This is a genomic window from Pseudomonas sp. 10(2024), from assembly GCF_045164175.1.
Taxonomy (GTDB): domain Bacteria; phylum Pseudomonadota; class Gammaproteobacteria; order Pseudomonadales; family Pseudomonadaceae; genus Aquipseudomonas; species Aquipseudomonas alloputida.
Map to the genome: position 1 here is coordinate 5,473,757 of NZ_CP174006.1, position 21,252 is coordinate 5,495,008.

At 62.2% G+C, this 21,252-nt stretch carries 18 protein-coding genes; 3 read left to right on the forward strand and 15 right to left on the reverse strand.

The genetic code is table 11. The features are described 5' to 3' along the window. Positions 1–120 precede the first annotated feature (120 nt). The 7 genes from dtd to hutU all read right to left on the reverse strand — a co-directional run bounded on the left by dtd (position 121) and on the right by hutU (position 8,605). The gene (gene dtd, locus ACI7M0_RS24760; protein WP_003249262.1) at positions 121–558 is read right to left on the reverse strand and encodes a D-aminoacyl-tRNA deacylase; all 438 of its coding nucleotides are present in this window, start codon (positions 556–558) and stop codon (positions 121–123) included. Continuing rightward, positions 555–1,526 (reverse strand): prolyl aminopeptidase, encoded by a 972-nt coding sequence (gene pip / locus ACI7M0_RS24765; RefSeq protein ID WP_003249260.1) that lies wholly within the window; start codon positions 1,524–1,526, stop codon positions 555–557. The genes dtd and pip overlap by 4 nt, the downstream gene beginning before the upstream one ends. A 169-nt stretch (positions 1,527–1,695) precedes the next feature. Beyond that, positions 1,696–2,499 (reverse strand): N-formylglutamate deformylase, encoded by an 804-nt coding sequence (gene hutG / locus ACI7M0_RS24770; protein WP_104962696.1) that lies wholly within the window; start codon positions 2,497–2,499, stop codon positions 1,696–1,698. 10 nt (positions 2,500–2,509) lie between these two features. Then, the gene (gene hutI / locus ACI7M0_RS24775) at positions 2,510–3,715 is read right to left on the reverse strand and encodes an imidazolonepropionase (RefSeq protein ID WP_129933730.1); all 1,206 of its coding nucleotides are present in this window, start codon (positions 3,713–3,715) and stop codon (positions 2,510–2,512) included. A 15-nt stretch (positions 3,716–3,730) separates the two neighbouring features. Then, positions 3,731–5,134: an amino acid permease gene (locus tag ACI7M0_RS24780; RefSeq protein WP_003249253.1), complete on the reverse strand. Its 1,404-nt coding sequence runs from the start codon at positions 5,132–5,134 to the stop codon at positions 3,731–3,733. A 156-nt stretch (positions 5,135–5,290) separates the two neighbouring features. Next, positions 5,291–6,823 carry a histidine ammonia-lyase gene (gene hutH / locus ACI7M0_RS24785; RefSeq protein WP_010955589.1) on the reverse strand — a complete coding sequence of 511 codons (1,533 nt, stop codon included), beginning with the start codon at positions 6,821–6,823 and terminating at the stop codon, positions 5,291–5,293. A 108-nt stretch (positions 6,824–6,931) separates the two neighbouring features. Next, positions 6,932–8,605 carry a urocanate hydratase gene (gene hutU, locus ACI7M0_RS24790; protein ID WP_004577162.1) on the reverse strand — a complete coding sequence of 558 codons (1,674 nt, stop codon included), beginning with the start codon at positions 8,603–8,605 and terminating at the stop codon, positions 6,932–6,934. Between the two features lie 478 nt (positions 8,606–9,083). On the opposite strand from hutU, the gene ACI7M0_RS24795 reads away from it, so the two are divergent. Then, the gene (locus ACI7M0_RS24795) at positions 9,084–10,079 is read left to right on the forward strand and encodes an IS110 family transposase (protein ID WP_129934054.1); all 996 of its coding nucleotides are present in this window, start codon (positions 9,084–9,086) and stop codon (positions 10,077–10,079) included. Positions 10,080–10,396: 317 nt separating this feature from the next. Here ACI7M0_RS24795 and ACI7M0_RS24800 read toward each other — a convergent pair whose 3' ends face one another. After that, entirely contained in the window at positions 10,397–10,969 is a 573-nt protein-coding gene (locus tag ACI7M0_RS24800) for a HutD family protein (protein WP_129933742.1), read from the reverse strand. After that, positions 10,966–11,676, reverse strand: coding sequence for a histidine utilization repressor (gene hutC, locus ACI7M0_RS24805; protein ID WP_172830964.1), 711 nt, complete (start codon positions 11,674–11,676; stop codon positions 10,966–10,968). The genes ACI7M0_RS24800 and hutC overlap by 4 nt, the downstream gene beginning before the upstream one ends. Positions 11,677–11,820: 144 nt before the next feature. Here hutC and ACI7M0_RS24810 point away from each other — a divergent pair, with 144 nt between their 5' ends. Then, on the forward strand, positions 11,821–13,185 hold the full coding sequence (locus ACI7M0_RS24810; protein ID WP_129933743.1) for a formimidoylglutamate deiminase: 1,365 nt from the start codon (positions 11,821–11,823) through the stop codon (positions 13,183–13,185). 156 nt (positions 13,186–13,341) lie between these two features. On the opposite strand, the gene ACI7M0_RS24815 is transcribed toward ACI7M0_RS24810, so the two are convergent. The 5 genes from ACI7M0_RS24815 to ACI7M0_RS24835 form a co-directional block, all read right to left on the reverse strand. Further along, positions 13,342–13,914 (reverse strand): lipocalin family protein, encoded by a 573-nt coding sequence (locus tag ACI7M0_RS24815; RefSeq protein ID WP_010955593.1) that lies wholly within the window; start codon positions 13,912–13,914, stop codon positions 13,342–13,344. Further along, positions 13,911–14,165, reverse strand: a complete 255-nt coding sequence (gene bamE, locus ACI7M0_RS24820) for an outer membrane protein assembly factor BamE (RefSeq protein ID WP_003249234.1) — start codon at positions 14,163–14,165, stop codon at positions 13,911–13,913. The genes ACI7M0_RS24815 and bamE overlap by 4 nt, the downstream gene beginning before the upstream one ends. Before the next feature lie 227 nt (positions 14,166–14,392). Beyond that, positions 14,393–14,989, reverse strand: a complete 597-nt coding sequence (locus tag ACI7M0_RS24825) for a DUF924 family protein (protein WP_104886960.1) — start codon at positions 14,987–14,989, stop codon at positions 14,393–14,395. Between the two features lie 3 nt (positions 14,990–14,992). Then, entirely contained in the window at positions 14,993–16,003 is a 1,011-nt protein-coding gene (locus ACI7M0_RS24830) for a class 1 fructose-bisphosphatase (protein WP_010955595.1), read from the reverse strand. Positions 16,004–16,187: 184 nt separating this feature from the next. Continuing rightward, entirely contained in the window at positions 16,188–18,638 is a 2,451-nt protein-coding gene (locus ACI7M0_RS24835; RefSeq protein ID WP_020190970.1) for a glycogen/starch/alpha-glucan phosphorylase, read from the reverse strand. A gap of 184 nt (positions 18,639–18,822) precedes the next feature. Between ACI7M0_RS24835 and ACI7M0_RS24840 the strand changes: the two genes are divergently transcribed. Further along, entirely contained in the window at positions 18,823–19,227 is a 405-nt protein-coding gene (locus tag ACI7M0_RS24840; protein WP_003249225.1) for a YkgJ family cysteine cluster protein, read from the forward strand. A gap of 182 nt (positions 19,228–19,409) precedes the next feature. Here the strand turns inward: ACI7M0_RS24840 and typA are convergent, their stop codons facing one another. Next, positions 19,410–21,230: a translational GTPase TypA gene (gene typA, locus ACI7M0_RS24845; RefSeq protein ID WP_010955599.1), complete on the reverse strand. Its 1,821-nt coding sequence runs from the start codon at positions 21,228–21,230 to the stop codon at positions 19,410–19,412. Positions 21,231–21,252: the final 22 nt, after the last annotated feature.

Genomic DNA, 21,252 nt, shown 5'->3' on the forward strand with positions numbered 1-21,252 from the left:
CGAACGCAGGTCCATGCAGCGCGCGATTATCCAGCAGGTTGCGTGACAACGCATCAGGCTGGAGCAACTATTTATCGTACAAAACCCCTTGTTTTCCTGTGAACAAAGGGTTTTTTGACCTCATATTTGTAACATAAATGTTACGGGGCCATCATTGACCAGGTGCACCTGCATATCCGCACCAAAACGGCCGCTGGCCACGTCGGCGTACTGAGCTTTTGCCTGTTGCAAAAGATAGTCGAACAACTCGGCGCCTAGGGCCGGTGGCGCTGCGGTCGAGAAGCTTGGACGCATGCCATTGCGGGTGTCGGCCGCCAAGGTGAACTGTGACACCAGTAGCAGGCCACCCCCGACATCCTTGAGCGACAGGTTCATCTTGCCCTGCTCGTCACTGAAGACCCGGTAGTTCAGCAGCTTGTGCAACAGCTTATCGGCCTGTTCACGGGAATCTTCAGGCTCGACCGCGACCAGCACCAGCAACCCTTGGTCGATGGCGCCGACCACCTCCCCCGCCACTTCAACCCGCGCACCGCGCACGCGCTGCAGCAGGCCCCTCATGCTTCTTCCAGGGGCAGGTCGAGCAGGCGCCGGGCCATCTGGTCGGCGGCACGCACCAAGGCATCGGTGATGCCAGGCTCGGAAGCCGCGTGACCGGCGTCACGGATCACTTTCAACTCACTGTTCGGCCAGGCCTGGTGCAACGCCCAAGCGTTGTCCAAGGGGCAGATCACATCGTAGCGACCATGCACGATCACCGCCGGCAGGTGGGCGATTTTGGGCAGATCGCGGATCAGCTGGTCCGGTTCGAGGAAGGCGTTGTTCATGAAGTAGTGGCATTCGATGCGGGCGATCGACAGCGCCCGCTGCGGTTCGGAAAAGCGGTCGACCACCAGCGGGTTGGGGCGCAGGGTGGCGGTACGGCCTTCCCAGGTGGACCACGCCTTGGCGGCGTGCATCTGGGCGATCTGGTCGTTACCGGTCAGACGCTTGTGGAAGGCCCTGACCAGGTCGCCGCGTTCCTCCGGTGGAATCGGTGCGATGTAGTCCTGCCAGTAGTCGGGGAACAGGCGGCTGGCGCCTTCCTGGTAGAACCACTCGATTTCCTGCGGCCGGCACAGGAAGATGCCGCGCAGGATCAGGCCGTGCACGCGTTCTGGGTGAGCCTGAGCGTAGGCCAGGGCCAGGGTCGAGCCCCAAGAGCCACCAAACAGCACCCACTTGTCTATGCCAAGGTGTTCGCGAATGCGCTCCAGGTCTTCGACCAGGTGCCAGGTGGTGTTGTTCTCCAGGCTCGCATGGGGCGTGGAGCGACCACAGCCGCGCTGGTCGAAGGTGATGATGCGGTACAGGTTGGGATCAAAGTAGCAGCGGCTCTGGGCGTCGCAGCCAGCACCGGGGCCTCCGTGGATGAACACCACGGGCAGACCTTCCGGCGAGCCGCTTTCGTCGACATAAAGCACATGCGGCGCTTCCACGGCCAGATCGTGCCTGGCGTAGGGTTTGATCTGCGGGTAGAGGGTCTGCATTGCGCACTCCGTGTGAGGATTATTCGGCCGTGGGCCATCATAAACCTGAATTGCGCTTTCAGCACCGTCCTTGCTGACGCGTTCGAACGGCGCGAATTGACCCTTGCGCAGAATTCCGGCAACTGCCTCCCACGGTGCCTGGCGACGCCGATAGCGTCGCCGCCTCCACTCAACGCTTGTAACGCTCGTCGCCCCAGGCCAGCAGCGCTTGCAGTAGCTGCCTCAATACCGCTTGCGTCGGTTGCGCCAAATCTTCCCGATAGGCAAAAGGCTCGACTTCCTCCATATAGGTGCTTTGCGCCAGCTCCAGCTGCACAGCATGGATATGGTTGGCCGGGTCGCCATAATGCCGGGTGATGTGACCGCCTTTGAACCGACCATTAAGCACGTGGCTGTAACCTTGCACCTTGGCGCACACACCCTGCAGCCGCTCAGCCAGTGCCGGATCGCAACTGGCGCCGTTGAAAGTACCCAGGTTGAAGTCCGGTAACTTGCCGTCGAACAGGTGCGGGATCAGCGAACGGATCGAATGGGCATCCCACAGCAGCGCATAGCCAAACTGCTCACGCAAGCGATCCAGTTCACGACGAATGGTCGCGTGATAAGGGCGCCAGATTTGCTCCAGGTAGCGTTTGCGCTCTTCGCCAGACGGCGCCAGCCCGTCTTTGAAGAGGGGTTCGCCGCCGAACAAGGTCGCCGGGTACAAGCCCGTGGTGGCGCCGACGTACAGCGGCTTGTCGTCGTCCGGACGGTTCAGGTCGATGACGAAGCGTGAGTACTCTGCGGCCACCACGCTGGCGCCCATGTCACGGGCAAAGTCGTACAACTGCGGGATGTGCCAGTCGGTGTCCGGCAAGCTTTGCGCCTGGTCGACCAGGCCGTCGCGCACGGCGTCGGTCAGACGCAAGCCAGCGTGCGGCATGCTGATCAGCAGCGGCAGGCGACCTTGGTGAAAACTCAATACCTTGTCCATCGTGCCTCGCTCAGTTGGAGATTTCGTGGCCCATGCGCACTACGCGCTTGGGCAGGTCGCCACCCAGCCAGTAGGCCAGGTCGGCGGGGCGTTCGATTTGCCAGGCAACGAAGTCGGCCACCTTGCCCACTTGCAGCGAGCCGTGGCTGTCACCCAGGCCCAGCGCCGTGGCAGCGTGGACCGTAACGCCGGCCAGGGCTTCTTCCGGCGTCATGCGGAAGCAGGTGCAGCCCATGTTCAGCATCAACCGCAGCGACAACCCTGGTGAGGTGCCGGGGTTGAGGTCGCTGGCCAGGGCAATCTTTACCCCGTGGCGGCGCAATGCATCCATTGGCGGCAGCTGGGTTTCACGCAGGAAGTAGAAAGCACCCGGCAACAGCACGGCGACCGTGCCGGCGTTTGCCATGGCCACGGCGTCTTCCTCTGTCATGAACTCCAGGTGGTCAGCCGACAGTGCCTGGTAACGCGCGGCCAGGCTTGAGCCGTGCAACGATGACAGCTGTTCGGCATGCAGCTTGACCGGCAGGCCCAGTTCGCGCGCCCTGATGAACAGCCGCTCGACCTGGGCCGGCGAGAACGCGAGGTGTTCGCAGAAGGCATCCACGGCATCCACCAGGCCTTCCCTGGCCAGGGCAGGCAACATCTCGTCACAGATGTGCGCGATGTAGTCGTCGGCCCGACCCGCGTACTCCGGGGGCAAAGCGTGCGCCGCCAGGCACGTGGCACGCACCGTCAGCGGCAGCTCGTCAGCCAGGCGGCGGACCACTCGCAGCATCTTGCGCTCATTGGCCAGGTCCAGGCCGTAGCCGGACTTGACCTCAAGGGTGGTCACGCCATCGCGCATCAGTGCCTGAACACGCTGGCGAGCACTGGCGAACAGTTCGTCTTCGCTGGCTGCCCGGGTAGCCCGCACGGTACTCGCGATACCACCGCCCTGCGCGGCGATTTCGGCATAGCTCACGCCCTGCAGGCGCTGCTCGAACTCGCCGCTGCGGTTGCCACCGAACACCGCATGGGTGTGGCAGTCGATCAGCCCGGGGGTGACCCAGGCACCACCCAGGTCAACCGTGCGGTCAGCTTCGACGGGCGCCAGCTCGGCGCGCGGGCCTATCCACTCGATCAGCCCAGCGCTGGTGACGATCGCCGCATCCTCGATGGCCGAGTAGCGGCCGTCGGCCATGGTTGCAACATGGCAATGCTGCCAGAGGGTTCTCATGCACAATCTCCTTTGCTAGCGGTGCAACTCGGCCGGCTCCGCTACCGGCTGGCCCTGCCCTGCGCGCGGCTTGCACCACAGCAGGTAGGACGCCACCAGGAACACCACCCAGATCACGCCGACGATCAATGCCGCCTGGGTGTCCGGGAAGTAACCGAGCACGCCAAAGATGAACACCATGAACGCAATGGCCATGGCCGGGCCGTATGGCCAGAACGGTACCGGGAACTTGAGCTGGGCCACTTCCTCGCGGCTCATGCTGCGGCGCATGGCTACCTGGGTGAGCAGGATCATCAGCCACACCCACACCGTGGCGAAGGTGGCGATCGAGGCAATCAGCAGGAACACATTTTCCGGGATCAGGTAGTTGAGCAATACGCCGATCAGCAGCGCAGCCCCCATCACCACGACGGTCATCCACGGTACGCCATGTTTCGACAACTTGCTGAAACCGCGCGGGGCGTGGCCTTGCTGGGCCAGGCCATACATCATGCGGCCTGCGCCAAAGATGTCGCTGTTGATGGCAGAGATGGCAGCGGAAATCACCACGACGTTCAGCACAGCAGCGGCAGAGCCAATGCCCAGGTTGCTGAAGATCTGCACGAACGGGCTGCCCTGGCTACCGATCTGCGGCCATGGGTACAGGCACATCAGCACGAACAGGGTGAGCACGTAGAACAGCAGGATCCGCAGTGGCACCGCGTTGATCGCTTTGGGAATGACGCGCTGCGGGTCTTTTGCCTCACCGGCGGTGACGCCGATGATCTCGATACCGCCAAAGGCGAACATCACCACGGCAAACGACGCGATCAAGCCACCCACGCCGTTAGGCATGAAGCCGCCATGGTCGAACAGGTTGCTCATGCCCACGGCATGCCCGGTACCCACCTGGCTGAAACCGAAGGCCATGATGCCGAGGCCGGCCAGGATCATCGCCACGATGGCGCCGACCTTGAGCAGCGACAGCCAGAATTCCATTTCGCCGAATACCTTGACGTTGCACAGGTTGAGGCCGCCGATCAGGAAAACGATGCCCAACACCCAGATCCAGCGGGCTACCTCCGGGAACCAGAAACCCATGTAGATACCGAACGCGGTGACGTCGGCGATGGCGACGATGACCATCTCGAAAGCGTAGGTCCAGCCAAGGATGAAACCGGCCATTGGGCCGAGGTAGGTGGTGGCGTAGTGGCCGAAGGAGCCGGCCACCGGGTTGTGCACGGCCATTTCGCCAAGGGCGCGCATGACCATGAACACTGCAGCGCCGCCGATCAGGTAGGCCAGCAGCACGGCCGGGCCTGCCATCTGGATGGCCGAGGCAGAGCCGTAGAACAGGCCGGTGCCGATGGCGGAGCCGAGGGCCATGAATCGGATGTGGCGGGCACTTAGCCCGCGCTTGAGACCTTGAGCTTGTTGCATGTCACGTCCTTGAATTGTTTTTGTGGTCGTGAGATTCAGGGGGCTGCTGCGCAGCCCCTTCGCGGGCACGCCCGCTCCCACAGGGGATGGTGTTTTGCACCTACTTCTGTGGGAGCGGGCGCGCCCGCGAAGGGCCGCCCAGCGGCCCCAGGGGCGTTACAGGCTTGGCAGTACACCCGCCGGCAGCAAGCCGGTCAGACTACCCTTGGCCAACAGGTCCACGGCCTTTTCAATATCCGGCGCGAAGAAACGGTCACGGTCGTAGTGCGGCACCTCGCTGCGCAGCGCCTGGCGCGCTTGCTCCAGCTTGGCCGAAGTCTTCAGGCCTTTGCGCAGGTCCAGGCCCTGGCACGCGCCCAGCCATTCGATGGCCAGCACGCCACGGGTGTTTTCGGCCATTTCCCACAGGCGCTTGCCGGCGGCCGGGGCCATCGACACGTGGTCTTCCTGGTTGGCCGAAGTTGGCAGGCTGTCGACGCTGTGTGGGTGCGACAAAGCCTTGTTTTCGCTGGCCAGGGCGGCAGCGGTGACCTGAGCGATCATGAAGCCGGAGTTGACCCCACCGTTTTCCACCAGGAACGGCGGCAGCTGGGACATGTGCTTGTCCATCATCAGCGAGATGCGGCGCTCGCTGAGCGAGCCGATTTCAGCGATGGCCAGGGCCAGGTTGTCAGCCGCCATGGCCACCGGTTCGGCGTGGAAGTTGCCGCCGGAGATCACATCACCTTCGGCAGCGAACACCAGCGGGTTGTCCGACACAGCGTTGGCTTCGATGCCCAGTACCTCGGCGGCCTGACGCAGCTGGGTCAGGCAGGCACCCATGACCTGCGGCTGGCAGCGCAGCGAGTACGGGTCCTGGACCTTGTCGCAGTTCTTGTGCGACAGCGACACTTCGCTGGAGTCGCCCAGCAGGTCGCGGAAGCAGGCCGCGGTGTCGATCTGGCCGCGTTGGCCACGCACTTCGTGGACACGCGCATCGAAGGGCGAGCGCGAGCCCAATGCGGCTTCGACGCTCAGGCCGCCGCAGGCGATGGCCGCGGCATACAGGTCTTCGGCCTGGAACAGGCCACGCAAGGCATAGGCGGTGGAGGCCTGGGTACCGTTGAGCAGGGCCAGGCCCTCTTTGGCGGCCAGGGTCAGCGGTTCGAGGCCGGCAATCGCCAAGGCTTCGGTGGCCGGCAGCCACTGGCCCTTGTAGCGGGCCTTGCCCTCGCCCAGCAGCACCAGCGACATATGCGCTAGCGGGGCAAGGTCACCGGATGCGCCTACCGAGCCTTTCAGCGGGATGTGCGGGTAGACTTCGGCGTTGACCAGGGCAATCAGCGCGTCGATGACTTTGCGGCGGATGCCGGAGAAGCCACGGCTGAGGCTGTTGATCTTCAGCACCATGATCAACCGCACCAGGTCGTCATCCAGCGGCGCGCCGATACCGGCGGCGTGGGACAGCACCAGCGAACGCTGCAGGTTCTCCAGGTCATGGCTGGCGATGCGGGTCGAGGCCAGCAGGCCGAAACCCGTGTTGATGCCGTACGCAGTACGGTCTTCGGCAATGATCTGCTCGACACAGGCGACGCTGGCGTCGATGGCCGGTGCGGCACTGGCATCCAGTTGCAGGCGCACGGGCGCGGCATGGATCGCGCGCAGCTGGGCCAGGGTCAGGGTGCCGGGCTTGAGGGTGAGTTCGGTCACGTTACTACTCCAAATCGCGTGGAGCCGCAGGCCCGCTTGTGGGTGCCTGCGCGCTCCTTCTTGTTGTTCAGTATCACCCCTTGCAGGGTGCGATCCAAAGCGTGGTGATCAGCCGGTGATCATCGGCAGGTCCAGGCCCTGCTCCTTGGCGCAGTCGATGGCGATGTCATAACCGGCATCGGCGTGACGCATGACGCCAGTCCCTGGGTCGTTGGTCAGTACCCGGGCGATGCGCTCGGCGGCCTCATCGGTACCGTCGCAGACGATGACCATGCCCGAGTGCTGCGAGAAGCCCATGCCCACGCCACCGCCATGGTGCAGCGAGACCCAGGTGGCGCCGCCTGCGGTGTTCAGCAGGGCGTTGAGCAGCGGCCAGTCGGAAACAGCGTCCGAACCATCACGCATGGCCTCGGTTTCGCGGTTCGGGCTGGATACCGAGCCGGAGTCGAGGTGGTCACGGCCGATCACCACCGGAGCCGACAGCTCGCCGCTGCGGACCATTTCGTTGAAAGCCAGGCCCAGCTTGGCGCGAAGGCCCAGCCCCACCCAGCAGATACGTGCCGGCAGGCCCTGGAAGCTGATGCGCTCGCGGGCCATGTCCAGCCAGCGGTGCAGGTGGGCGTCGTCGGGGATCAGTTCCTTGACCTTGGCGTCGGTCTTGTAGATGTCCTCAGCTTCACCGGACAGCGCCGCCCAGCGGAACGGGCCGACGCCGCGGCAGAACAGTGGGCGGATGTAGGCCGGAACGAAGCCTGGGAAGTCGAAGGCATTGGCCACGCCCTCTTCCTTGGCCATCTGGCGGATGTTGTTGCCGTAGTCGAAGGTCGGGATACCCTGCTTCTGGAAGTCCAGCATGGCCTGCACGTGCACGGCCATCGACTGCTTGGCGGCCTTGACCACTGCAGCCGGTTCGGTCTGCGCACGGTCGCGGTACTGCTCCCAAGTCCAGCCGGCTGGCAGGTAGCCGTTCAGTGGGTCGTGGGCGCTGGTCTGGTCGGTGACCATGTCCGGGCGCACGCCACGTTTGACCAGCTCTGGGAGGATTTCGGCGGCGTTGCCGTGCAGGGCGATGGAGATGGCCTTGCCTTCGGCGGTGTACTTGGCGATGCGTGCCAGGGCGTCGTCGAGGTCAGTGGCCTGCTCGTCGACGTAGCGGGTTTCCAGGCGGAAGTCGATACGGCTCTGCTGGCATTCGATGTTCAGCGAGCAAGCACCGGCCAGGGTCGCGGCCAGTGGCTGGGCGCCGCCCATGCCGCCCAGACCAGCGGTGAGTACCCACTTGCCTTTCAGGCTGCCGCCGTAGTGCTGGCGACCGGCTTCGACGAAGGTTTCATAGGTGCCCTGGACGATGCCCTGGCTGCCGATGTAGATCCAGCTGCCGGCGGTCATCTGGCCGTACATGGCCAGGCCCTTGGCGTCCAGTTCGTTGAAGTGTTCCCAGTTGGCCCAGTGTGGCACCAGGTTGGAGTTGGCAATCAGCACGCGCGGTGCGTTGCTGTGGGTCTTGAACACACCGACCGGCTTGCCCGACTGCACCAGCAGGGTTTCGTCGTCTTCCAGGCGGGTCAGGGTTTCGACGATCTTGTCGTAGCAGGCCCAGTTGCGCGCGGCGCGGCCGATACCGCCGTATACCACCAGCTCTTTGGGGTTTTCCGCGACCTGTGGATCGAGGTTGTTCATCAGCATGCGCAGTGGCGCTTCGGTCAGCCAGCTTTTGGCGGTCAGCTTGTTGCCACGTGGGGCACGGATTTCAACGTCACGGTATTTGTTGTTGTCGGTCACGGGAAAGGTCCTCTGCGGTCGTCCGCGGGCGGGTATGTCGTGGTCAATATACAAACACACCTTTACTTGTATGTACAAGCATGGACAACCAAAATAATCGGACCTTGTCGTTCTTACCTTGACTTTTTGGGGGGTGAAGCGAGCGCCGGTCCGGCTTGAGTTCTGCGGCGGTGCGAAGATCGAGCGCCGCCCGCGCGGCGCTTCGCGGGTAAACCCGCTCCTTGTATGTTGTCCTTAGCCTGGCGGGAGAGGTTATTCTCGTCAGGCTGAAGAAGCACTTCCGGGGAGGCCGATCGCTCCTAAAGGCAGGGATTACCCCTGACCTTGTACGTAGAGAGGCCCCCCGCCTCATTGCCCACTGCGAAGAGTATCGAGAAGCCGACAAGTCGGACTTCGCATTACAAGGTTGCAGCAGCATGAAGTTCGAGGTCGGGGAACCGGAGGCCATTGTTACCTAACTCGCTGGGGAGAGGGAAGAATGAGTGTCTGTGTTGGCCTCGATATCGGCTCACGCACTTCGATCGTCGGGGTACGTAAAGATGGGCGTCCGGCCGGACAGTGGGATATCGCTCAAACCCCTGCAGGCCGTAAGGCTGCGGTGAAAAAGCTGCTGGCACTCAAGCCCAAGTCGATCGTGATGGAGGCGACCGGAATCTATTACCTAGACTTGGCTCTTGAGCTACATGCGGCTGACCTCCCTGTTTCAGTGATCAACCCCAAGAGCTTTCACAATTTCGCCAAACTGATGCTGGTGAACAGCAAGACCGATGCAATAGATGCTCAGTTGCTGTCCGAGTACGGCGAGCGTATGACACCGCGCTTGTGGACGCCTCCAAGCCCTGTGCAGCTTGAGCTGAGGGCTCTGGGCCGGCACATCAACCGTTTGGTGGGACACCGTACCAGGGCGAAGAACGAACTTCATGCGCTGCAGGCGACCTCTACGACCGTGTCGATGCTGATCGAAGATCAAGAAGAAGCCATTGCTTCACTGGATAATCGAATTGAACGCTTTCGTAAGGCTGGCCGCGAGATGGTCGCCCAGTGTCCGACGCTTACTCGGCAGTACAAGCAGCTGCTCGCAGGCCCAGGAATAGGAGAAGTCTCAGCACTTGCTGCATTGGCTGAGCTGACCACCCTTCCTCAAATGCTCAAGTCCTCGCAGGTAGCTCGTCACGCGGGGCTGGATGTTCGGCAGACACAGTCGGGGACGAGCATTGACAAGCCCGGTCGGCTCGGCAAAAGCGGGAATGCTTATCTGCGGGCAGCCATGTACATGCCTGCCTTGACCGCAGTGCGCTGCGACCCTTATGCGAAGGCTTTTTACGAATCCCTGGTCAGTAGGGGCAAGAAAAAAATGCAGGCTATCGCTGCTGTCATGCGCAAGTATCTGACAGGCATCTGGGCATGCATGCGTGGGGATGTGCCATTTGATACGGTGAAGCTTTTCAGCTCTGAACACCTCGGAAAAGCTTGACCGCCAACAGAGTATCTACGTTTGTTTCGGGCCAGTCCATCCTGTGCCTGGCGCGCGCGACCGCCTTGTTGGTACGAAGCGATATCGAGATGGGCACCAAGGCGTTCGCGCGCAAATCCCACAGGCATAATTGGCCTGAAACAAACGTAGGAGCGGGTTTACCCGCGAAGCGCCGCGCGGGCGGCGCTCGATCTCACAGGCGCAGAATGTGTCGAGCCGGACACCTGCGGCGCTCGATCTCACAGGCGCAGAATGTGTCGAGGCGGACACCTGGCGGCGCTCGATCTCACAGGCGACAAAAACCTACAGCCAGACCCTCAGCGTTCAACCAGTTCGATCAGGCAGAACCGCCCCTGAACCTCCAGCCCAAGCAATTCCACATTGCCCTCCAGCCGCAGGCAGTCATACAACCCTAGCCGCTGCGTTTCACGCCCCACGATGGTCACCTCAACATGGCTGCTGGCAGCAAACAACAACACCGTCGACGCCGAGCTGTACACCCGGCTGGTGCCATCCAGCCACTGCAACCGCGCCCGATATCGCTGCGGTGCATAGATCAGGTTGAAATCGCGGATCGCCCCACCCAGCAACTTGCAGCTGACCTGGCTCTCGCCGCTGAACGCAAACGCATCGAACGCCAGCAATGGCCGGCTGGCCTGGCCATCGACCAGCAGGCGCATGCCGTCGCCCTGCAGCACGGTGATGATCCGCTGGTAGCCGGCAAAGGTGGAAAACCCTCCCGACTCTTCGATATCGGCAATCGACAGACGCCAGCCAAAACCGTCCAGGCCCTCGCCACTGTCGCGGGTGATCTCTTCGGTGAAACCACCACCGTTCTTCCAAGGCATGCGCGGGTAATCATGCGCACGCAACAACTGCAGCTGACTCATTTGCTGAAACGTCCTTCCAGGCGATGACGGGAACCGGGGTGGATCAGCCGTGCAGCGGTCACCGGCTGGCGGCCGGACCAGGTGCGACGACGAATCAGCAGGCAAGGCTCGCCCCGGTCGATCTGCAACAGGGTGCATTCTTCCGGCTCGGCCAAGATTGCCTCGACCACGTGCTCGCCCTCCGTCAGCGGCGCCACCTGGGACAGGTAGGCGTAAGGCGTCTGCCGGGTGAAATCCTGCTTGAGGTAATCGGGCGCAATGGCCGCGTTGACGTAACGGTCCTCGATCTGCACCGGCACGCCGTTCTCGAAATGCACGATCAGCGAATGGAACACGCGCTGACCTTCACGCATGTCCAGCGCCAGCGCCCGTTCGGAGCCGGCCGCTTCTTCGGCAAGCGTGATCACCTGGCAGCTATGCTGGTGTCCGCGCGCGGCAATTTCGTCGGCAATGTTGTTGACCTCGAACAGCGCCGAACGGCCCTTGGGCTCGGCCACGAAGGTGCCGACCCCTTGCATGCGCACCAGCAGGCCTTCGGCGGTGAGTTCACGCAGGGCGCGGTTGATGGTCATGCGGCTGAAGCCCAGCTCGTTGACCAGCTCGCTCTCGGAGGGTACCCGGTGATGCGGTGGCCAGCTGCCGTTGTCGATCTGCTGGATGATCATCTGTTTGACCCGGGCGTAGAGCGGCGCCGGGCCCTCGCCCATCTGGGCAACCAGCACGGAGACAGGAGGTGTCGGCACGGCGATGGATCCTTGTGCAAATGAAATGAGCGGTAGCTTGCCGCAGTTTACCCGGCAGGCAAACGCCTGTATATGTATATACAAGTTAACAATAACAGGATTCCACCGATGTCAGCCTACTTCGCCGAACGCGCCCTGCTACCTACGGGTTGGGCCAGCCATGTGCGTATCGAGGTCGCCAGTGATGGCCGTGTGGCCAGCATCGAGCCTGGCGCTTCGGCCGAAGACGCCGAGCGCCTGGCCGGCCCGCTGCTGCCCGGCATGCCCAACTTGCACTCGCATGCCTTCCAGCGCGCCATGGCAGGCCTGGCTGAAGTTGCCGGCAACCCCAACGACAGTTTCTGGACCTGGCGAGACCTGATGTACCGCCTGGTCGGGCAGATCAGCCCAGAGCAGCTTCAGGTCATCGCCCGCCAGCTGTACATCGAAATGCTCAAGGCCGGCTACACCTCAGTGGCGGAGTTCCACTACGTGCACCACGACCAGGCCGGCAAGCCCTACGCCGACCCGGCCGAACTGTCGCTCCGCATCAGCGCGGCTGCGGCCGATAGCGGCATTGGCCTGACCTTGCTGCCGGTGCTGTACAGCCATGCAGGCTTTGGCGGCCAAGCACCGAACGACGGGCAGCGGCGCTTCATCAACTCCACCGAACAGTACCTGCAGCTGCAAGCGCAACTCCTCCCGTTGCTGGCCGCGCAACCGGCGCAGCAACTGGGCCTGTGCTTCCACTCGCTGCGGGCGGTGAGGCCTGGGCAGATCGCCGAAGTGCTGGCGGCCAGCGACAGGCAGTGCCCAGTGCATATCCACATCGCCGAACAGCAGAAGGAAGTCGACGACTGCCTGGCCTGGAGCGGCCTGCGCCCGCTGCAGTGGCTGTACGAGCACGTGGACGTGGACCGCCGCTGGTGCCTGGTACACGCTACCCATGCCGAACCGGACGAAGTGACTGCCATGGCCCGCAGCGGCGCGGTGGCCGGGTTGTGCCTGACCACCGAAGCCAACCTGGGCGATGGGATCTTCCCGGCAGTGGATTTCCTGGCACAGGGCGGGCGCATGGGCATTGGTTCGGACAGCCATGTGTCGTTAAGCGTGGTGGAGGAGCTGCGCTGGCTGGAATATGGCCAGCGCCTGCGGGACCAGCGACGCAACCGCCTGTATCGCGGCGACCAGCCGATGGTCGGGCGTACGCTGTATGACGCGGCGCTGAGCGGTGGTGCGCAGGCACTGGGGCAGGCGGTCGGCGAGTTGGCGGTGGGCAAGCGTGCCGACTGGCTGGTGCTCGATGGGCAGGACCCCTACATCGCCATGGCGGAGGGTGATGCCATTCTCAACCGTTGGCTTTTTGCCGGTGGCGATCGCCAGGTGCGCGATGTCATGGTGAACGGGCAATGGGTGGTGCGCCAGGGGCGGCATGCCCAAGAAGAAGAAAGCGGGCGGGCGTTTGCCAAGGTGTTGCGCCAGCTTTTGGGCTGAGCGTACCGGGGCTGCGTTGCAGCCCTTCGCGGGCAAGCCCGCTCCCACAGGTTGGTGGACTGCCCCACAAAACGTCTTGGGGGCAGCCCAGGGTTCAGCGCAGAACCTGTGGGAGCGGGCTTGCCCGCGAAGGGTTGCAACGCAACCCCAAAAAACTCAGTGCATCTTTACTATTTGCTGATCGGACGCCCGCCAGATCAAGCGGCTGGTGTCATAGCCCTGCTGCCGCGCCCTGGACAGCAGGTTCTCGCGCTCCCATGCCGGCAGTGTCGGCGTGCGCGACAGAATCCAAAGGTATTTGCGGTCCGGGCTGCCGACGATGGCCGTACGGTAGTGCTCGTCCACATAAAGAATCCAGTACTCACCCCGCGCCACGCCTGGTACCAGCCTGGTGAACCAGTTATCGAACTCGACCCATAGCTTGTCGGTGTGCCCCGGCTCCTGGATATTCGCATGCCCTTCGGCGCGAAGCCATTCATCACCCATGGTGCGGCAGCGGTTGAGCACGCCATAACTGCCATCAGGCCTGAGGTTGTAATGGGCCTCGGACTGCTCGCAGCCTTCCTGGAAGCGCATGGGCAGGCGCGCCAGCTCGTACCATTTGCCCTGGTAGCGCTTGAGGTCGACATGGCCGGCGGTTTTCGGCGCCAGCGGGTCGTGCACGGAACCTGCACAACCGCCCAGCAGCAACGCCAGGCATACCCCCATCAGCAGGTACGCACGCCTCATTTGAGGCCCTGCCCGGAATACATCAGCACCTTGTCAGCTGCGTACTGCACGCTGATGAAGCTCTTCTCGTCCCCCCAGGTGCAGCTGCTCATGCCCAACGCGCCAGAACACTCGGTCGGCGTGCCGAGCAACTGCTCGACCTCGGCCTTGTTCATACCGGCCTTGATCTTGGAATAGTTTTCCTGATTGATCTTGCTGCAGGCAGTCAGCACGACGCACAGCGACAACAGGGCGAGGGAACGCAACGACATGAAGGGACACTCCTGAAAGATGATACAGGCGAGTGGCCTGCAGTGACCTTCGACGTGAAAATCCCTCCCAGGTTCCCTGCTCCACCCCCTATGTCCCTACACCATTGGTCGGATGGCCACTACTGTGCGATTAATCACAAAGCATTAATCATGCGCCCAATAAAAAAGGCCGCCCCCAATGGGAGCGGCCTTGCGTCGCGATGCCTGCACAGCAGGCCCCTTGGGCCTCAGAACCGGGACCCAGGCTCCAGCAAAAAGTCCATCTCTTCGCTGGTGCTCGGCCGCTCCAGCACCAGGTTGCGGTGCGGGAAGCGCCCGAAGCGGGCAATTACCCGCTGGTGCTGCTCGGCATAGTCGAGGAAGCCTTCAAACAGCCGGCGGTTGGCCTCGGGCTGTTCGTCCAGCAGCATTCGATAACGCTCCACGCACAGGTTCTGCCAGTCCAGCACTTCGGCATGCTCCAGTACCAGCAGCACGAACACGCGCTGGATCGGCAGCAACTGGTAGTCCCAGCCCTTCTGCAGGCCCTGCATGGCGACTACCTGGGCACGCCGGTCGCCGTCGAAGGCACGCGGCGTGTCGCGGTAGATCATGCGTGGCAGCTGGTCGAGCAAAATCAGCAGGCCCAGCCAGCCCTGCGGGGTTTGCTGCCACTCTTCGAGCCCACCCGCCAGGGCGTGCTCGACCAGGTCGCCAAACAGCGCATGGGCGTCGGCATCGTAATGCTTGCCGAACCACAGCGTGCTCTTCTCGTCAGCCACGGCCTGGGCACTGGTGCCCCAACCGAACCACCATTCCAGCAACGGCTGCCAAGGTGCGAGCATGACTTACTCCTTGTGGTAAGCGGTGACGCGCTCGACCTCTTCCTTCGAGCCGAGAATCACCGACACACGCTGGTGCAGGCTTTCTGGCTTGATGTCGAGGATGCGATCGTAACCGTTGGTGGAAGCGCCACCGGCCTGTTCGATGATGAACGACATCGGGTTGGCTTCGTACATCAGGCGCAGCTTGCCCGGCTTGCTTGGTTCGCGGGCGTCACGTGGGTACATGAACAGGCCGCCACGGGTCAGGATGCGGTGCACGTCGGCCACCATCGAGGCGATCCAGCGCATGTTGTAGTTCTTCTTCAGCGGGCCGGTCTCGCCTGCCAGCAGTTCGCCCACATAGCGCTGTACCGGGGCTTCCCAGTGGCGCTGGTTGGACATGTTGATGGCGAACTCGGCGGTGGTCTCCGGTACGCGGATGTTTTCGTGAGTCAGCACGAAGCTGCCCAGTTCGCGATCCAGGGTGAAGCCCTTGACGCCGTTGCCCAGGGTCAGGATCAGCATGGTCTGCGGGCCGTAGATGGCATAACCGGCAGCAACCTGCTCGGTACCTGGCTGCAGGAACGCTTCTTCGTTGAGGCTTTCGTTCTGGCTCAGGTACTGGTTAGGGCAACGCAGAACCGAGAAGATGGTACCGACCGACACGTTGACGTCGATGTTAGACGAACCGTCCAGCGGGTCGAAGACCAGCAGGTAGGCGCCTTTCGGGTACCTGCCCGGGATCTGGTACGCGTTGTCCATTTCTTCGGAAGCCATGCCAGCCAGGTGACCGCCCCACTCGTTGGCTTCCAGCAGGATATCGTTGGAAATCACGTCCAGTTTCTTCTGGACCTCGCCCTGCACGTTTTCAGTGCCCATGCTGCCCAGCACACCACCGAGGGCGCCTTTGGACACGTGGTGGCTGATTTCCTTGCACGCACGCGCTACCACTTCGATCAGGAAGCGCAGATCGGCAGGGGTGTTGTTGCTGCGGGTCTGCTCAATCAGATAGCGACTCAGGGTAACGCGGGACATGTATGGCTCCGAACGGATTGGGGGGATGAAAAACCCACGCAGTTTACAGGGAGAGTGACGGGCTAGCGAGTGATGAGACTCGCCACGGCTCTCAGACGGCACAATAGGTCGGTAGTTCAGCCTTCGCCAGGCCGGTGGTCTGGTTGTGTGTCCATTCGCGGGCGCGCCCGCGAACGGCCTCACCTCAATCCAATGCCTTCCAGATCTCGGTGGCATATTCGCGAATGGTGCGATCCGACGAGAACCAGCCCATCCGTGCCGTGTTCAATACCGCCTTGCGCCACCACTCCTGCGGTGTGTGCCACAGATCCTCGACCCGGCGCTGAGCATCCCAGTAGTCATCGAAATCGGCACACACCAGGAAGCGATCATAGGCCACCAGGCCGTCGATCAACCCGGTGTACCGGGAAGGGTCGTCTGGCGAGAACACACCACTGCGAATGGCCTGCAACACATCGGTCAAGCGGTTGGAAGCAGCTATGGCAGCATTGGCGCCAAAATCACCGGCACGCTTGCGCGCTTCAACCTGCTGCGAGGTCAGGCCAAAGATGAACATGTTGTCGGCCCCCACCTGTTCGCACATCTCCACGTTGGCGCCATCCAGAGTGCCAATGGTCAACGCACCATTGAGGCCGAACTTCATGTTGCTGGTACCGGAAGCTTCGTAGCCCGCGGTGGATATCTGCTCGGAAAGGTCCGCCGCCGGGATGATGCTCTCAGCCAGGCTGACGTTGTAGTTGGGCAGGAACACCACCTTCAGCAGGCCGCGCACTGTCGGGTCGTTGTTCACCACCCGGGCGATATCGTTGGCCAGCTTGATGATCAGTTTGGCCTGGTGGTAACTGGCCGCAGCCTTGCCGGCGAAGATCTTCACCCGCGGCACCCAGTTGGTGCCAGGGTCGTTGCGTATGGCCTGGTACAGTGCAACGGTGTGCAGCAGGTTGAGCAACTGGCGCTTGTATTCGTGAATGCGTTTGACCTGAACGTCGAATAACGCCTCGGGGTTGACCGTGACGCCGATGCGATCCTGAATGATGCTGGCCAGGGCACGCTTGCTGTGCAGCCGCTGGGCAGCGAACTGCTTGCGGAAACCGGGTTTGTCGGCAAACGGCACCAGGCCCGCCAGAAGCGTCTGCGGGTCGTCCTTGAGTTCCGGCCCAAGCGCCTCGACCAGCATCTCGGTCAGCTGAGGGTTGGACTGGTACAACCAGCGGCGGAAGGTAATGCCGTTGGTCTTGTTGTTGATCCGTTGCGGGTAAAGCTTGTGCAGCTCGGAGAACACCGTGCTCTTCATCAACTTGCTGTGCAGCGCCGACACACCGTTGACGCTGTGCGAGCCGAGAAACGCCAGATTGCCCATGCGCACCCTTCGACCGTTGTCTTCCTCGATCAGCGAAACCGCGCGCAGCACGTCGAAATCGTGCAGGCCTTTGGCCCGCAACGCATCGATATGGTAGGCATTGATCAGGTAGATAATCTGCATGTGCCGCGGCAGCATGCGCTCCATCAGCGCTACCGGCCAGGTTTCCAGGGCTTCTGGCAACAGGGTATGGTTGGTGTAGGCGAGTGTGCCGACAGTCAGCTCCCAGGCCTTTTCCCAAGGCACTTCGTGCTGATCCACCAGCAACCGCATCAGCTCCGCCACTGCAATCGAAGGGTGGGTGTCGTTTAGCTGGATGGCCGCTGCATCAGGCAGGTTGAGCAGGTCCTTGTGCATGTTCAGGTGGCGCCGCAGCAAGTCCTGCAGCGAAGCCGAGACGAAAAAGTACTCCTGGCGAAGGCGCAGTTCCTGGCCTGCCTCGGTACTGTCGGCTGGGTACAGCACACGCGAAATGCTCTCGGCACGCGCCACTTCAGCCACAGCCCCCAAGTGGTCACCGGCGTTGAAGCGCTCCAGGTGCAGCTCTTCCAGCGCCCGCGCACGCCACAGGCGCAGGGTGTTGACGCTGGATCCACGCCAGCCGACTACCGGCGTGTCGTAGGCCACCGCCCGCACCGTCTCGCCCGGCCACCATACCTGGCGCTGGGTACCGCTTGCATCGTGCACCGTTTCGACACTGCCGCCAAAGCTGATCGGGTAGATCACCTCGGCGCGCTCGAACTCCCAGGGGTTGCCGAAATCCAGCCAGTTCTCGGTCTGTTCCTGCTGCCAGCCATCGACCACGGCCTGACGGAACAGCCCGTGCTCGTAGCGGATGCCGTAACCATGGGCAGCGATACCCAGGGTAGACATGCTCTCCATGAAGCACGCCGCCAGACGGCCAAGGCCACCATTGCCCAGCGCGGCGTCCGGCTCGAGCAGGCGAATGCGTTCGAGGTCCACATTCAGCCCTTCCAGCGCATCGCGGGCGATGTCCAGCAGGCCCAGGTTGCTCAGGCTGTCGTACAGCAGGCGGCCGATGAGAAACTCCAGGGAAAGGTAGTAGACCCGCTTCTGGCTGCGCCGATAGGCCTGCCGGGTGTGATCCATCCAGTGGTCGACCATGTGATCGCGCGCGGCCAGGGCAATGGCTTCGAACCAGTCATGGTCGAAGGCGTGCTCGGGGTCCTTGCCGACCGCATAGGTCAGCTTGTTCAGTACAGCAGCGCGAAAATCCGCGACTTCGGCGTCACGTGCTTTGGGTTCCTGGGACATGCGGCATCCTCGGGCAAGTTGACGAAAGCGGAGGGAGAGTGTTGAGACTAGACCCTTCGACAGAGAGCGACAGTTACGGTTCGCAGTTTTCATGCCCACTCTGCGATTCCGGCAAAAGGTTGTTCATAAATTGAACAATTCCGGTATCATCGCGCGCCCCAAGACCGTGATCCACCTTATAAAGATGAAAACGACCCTGATCGCCGCGGCCGAAGTCGACCGCCTGGAGACCTGGCAGCGCTACACCAGCAACATGTGCCATGGCTGCCATTCGACCTGCTGCACCCTGCCGGTGGAGGTGAAGATCAAGGATCTGATCCGTATCGGCGTGGTCGACGAGTTCGAAAAAGACGAACCACCCAAGAACGTGGCCAAGCGCCTGCAAAAAGAAGGCATCATCGAGCGCTTCAACCAGAAGTCCGGAATCTTCACCCTGACCCGGATGAGCAACGACGACTGCATGTACCTGGATCGTAAAAGCCGGCTGTGCACCATTTATGACAAGCGCCCGGATACCTGCCGCAACCACCCCAAGGTCGGACCGCGCCCGGGGTATTGCGCCTACAAGCCCAAGGTGGTTGGGCGTTGATCTATTGCCTGCACCGGCCTCTTCGCGGGTAAACCCGCTCCTACAGGTCTTGACCTTTGTGGATATCCCGTAGGAGCGGGTTCACCCGCGAAGAGGCCGGTACAACCAGCACAAAAAACCCAGACAAACAAGAACGCCCCCGGCCTTTCGACCGGGGGCGTTTTCATTCAGCCTGAGCTAACTCAGTTCTTGGCTTTCTTGGCTGCGCGGGTACGCTCGCCTTCGTCCAGGATCTTCTTGCGCAGACGGATCGACTTAGGAGTCACTTCGCACAGCTCGTCGTCCTGGATGAATTCCAGGGCCTGCTCGAGGGTGTGGCGAACTGGCGGTACCAGGGCGATGACTTCGTCTTTGCCCGAAGCACGCATGTTGTCGAGCTTCTTGCCTTTGGTCGGGTTCACGCCCAGGTCGTTGTCACGGCTGTTCAGGCCGATGATCTGACCGTTGTAGATCTCCTGGCCGTGTTCAACGAACAGCTTGCCGCGAGCCTGCAGGGTTTCCAGCGAGTAGGTCAGTGCCTTGCCGGTCTCGACCGAAACCAGTACGCCGTTGAGGCGGCCGGACATCTGGCCCGACTTCATGGTGTCGTAGCGATCGAAGATCGAGGTCAGGATGCCTGCACCGTTGGTCAGGGTCAGGAACTGGTTACGGAAACCGATCAGACCACGGGCTGGAATGTTGTACTCCAGACGAACACGGCCCTTGCCATCCGGAACCATGTTGGTCAGGTCGCCTTTACGCAGACCCATCTCTTCCATGACCTTGCCCTGGGATTCTTCAGGGATGTCGATGGTGACGTTCTCGAACGGCTCCTGCTTCACGCCGTCGACTTCACGGATGATCACTTCAGGACGGCCCACGGCCATTTCGAAGCCTTCACGACGCATGGTTTCGATCAGCACCGACAGGTGCAGCTCACCACGGCCCGAAACCTTGAACTTGTCTGGGGAGTCGGTCTCCTGAACGCGCAGGGCAACGTTGTACAGCAGCTCCTTGTCCAGACGGTCCTTGATGTTACGGCTGGTGACGAACTTGCCTTCTTTACCGCAGAACGGCGAGTCGTTGACCTGGAAGGTCATCGAAACGGTCGGCTCGTCAACGGTCAGCGGCTTCATCGCTTCTACCGCATCCGGGGCGCACAGGGTGTCGGAGATGAACAGCTCATCGAAACCGCTGATGCAGACGATATCGCCAGCCTGGGCTTCTTCGACGTCAACGCGGTGCAGACCGTGGTGACCCATCAGCTTCAGGATACGGCCGTTGCGCTTCTTGCCGTTGGTGTCGATGGCGACAACCGGGGTGTTCGGCTTGACGCGGCCACGGGCGATGCGGCCAACACCGATCACGCCGAGGAAGCTGTTGTAGTCCAGTGCCGAGATCTGCATCTGGAACGGGCCGTCGCGGTCAACAGACGGTGCTGGTACGTTGTCGACGATCGACTGGTACAGCGGGGTCATGTCTTCGGCCATGGCAGTGTGGTCCAGGCCGGCAATGCCGTTCAGGGCCGAGGCGTAGACCACTTTGAAGTCCAGCTGTTCGTCGGTGGCACCGAGGTTGTCGAACAGGTCGAAGATCTGGTCCAGAACCCAGTCAGGACGTGCGCCCGGACGGTCAACCTTGTTGATCACGACGATTGGCTTCAGGCCGGCTTCGAAAGCCTTCTTGGTCACGAAGCGGGTTTGCGGCATCGGGCCGTCCTGGGCGTCGACCAGCAGCAGCACGGAGTCGACCATCGACATTACACGCTCAACCTCGCCACCGAAGTCGGCGTGGCCGGGGGTGTCGACGATGTTGATGTGGTAGCCGTTCCAGTTGATGGCGGTGTTTTTCGCCAGAATGGTAATACCGCGCTCTTTTTCCTGGTCGTTGGAGTCCATGACGCGCTCGTCGTTGAGCTCGTTACGCTCCAGAGTGCCGGACTGACGCAGGAGTTTGTCGACCAGAGTGGTTTTACCATGGTCAACGTGGGCGATGATGGCGATGTTACGCAGATTTTCGATCACAAGTGTATCTCGATCAGAGGAT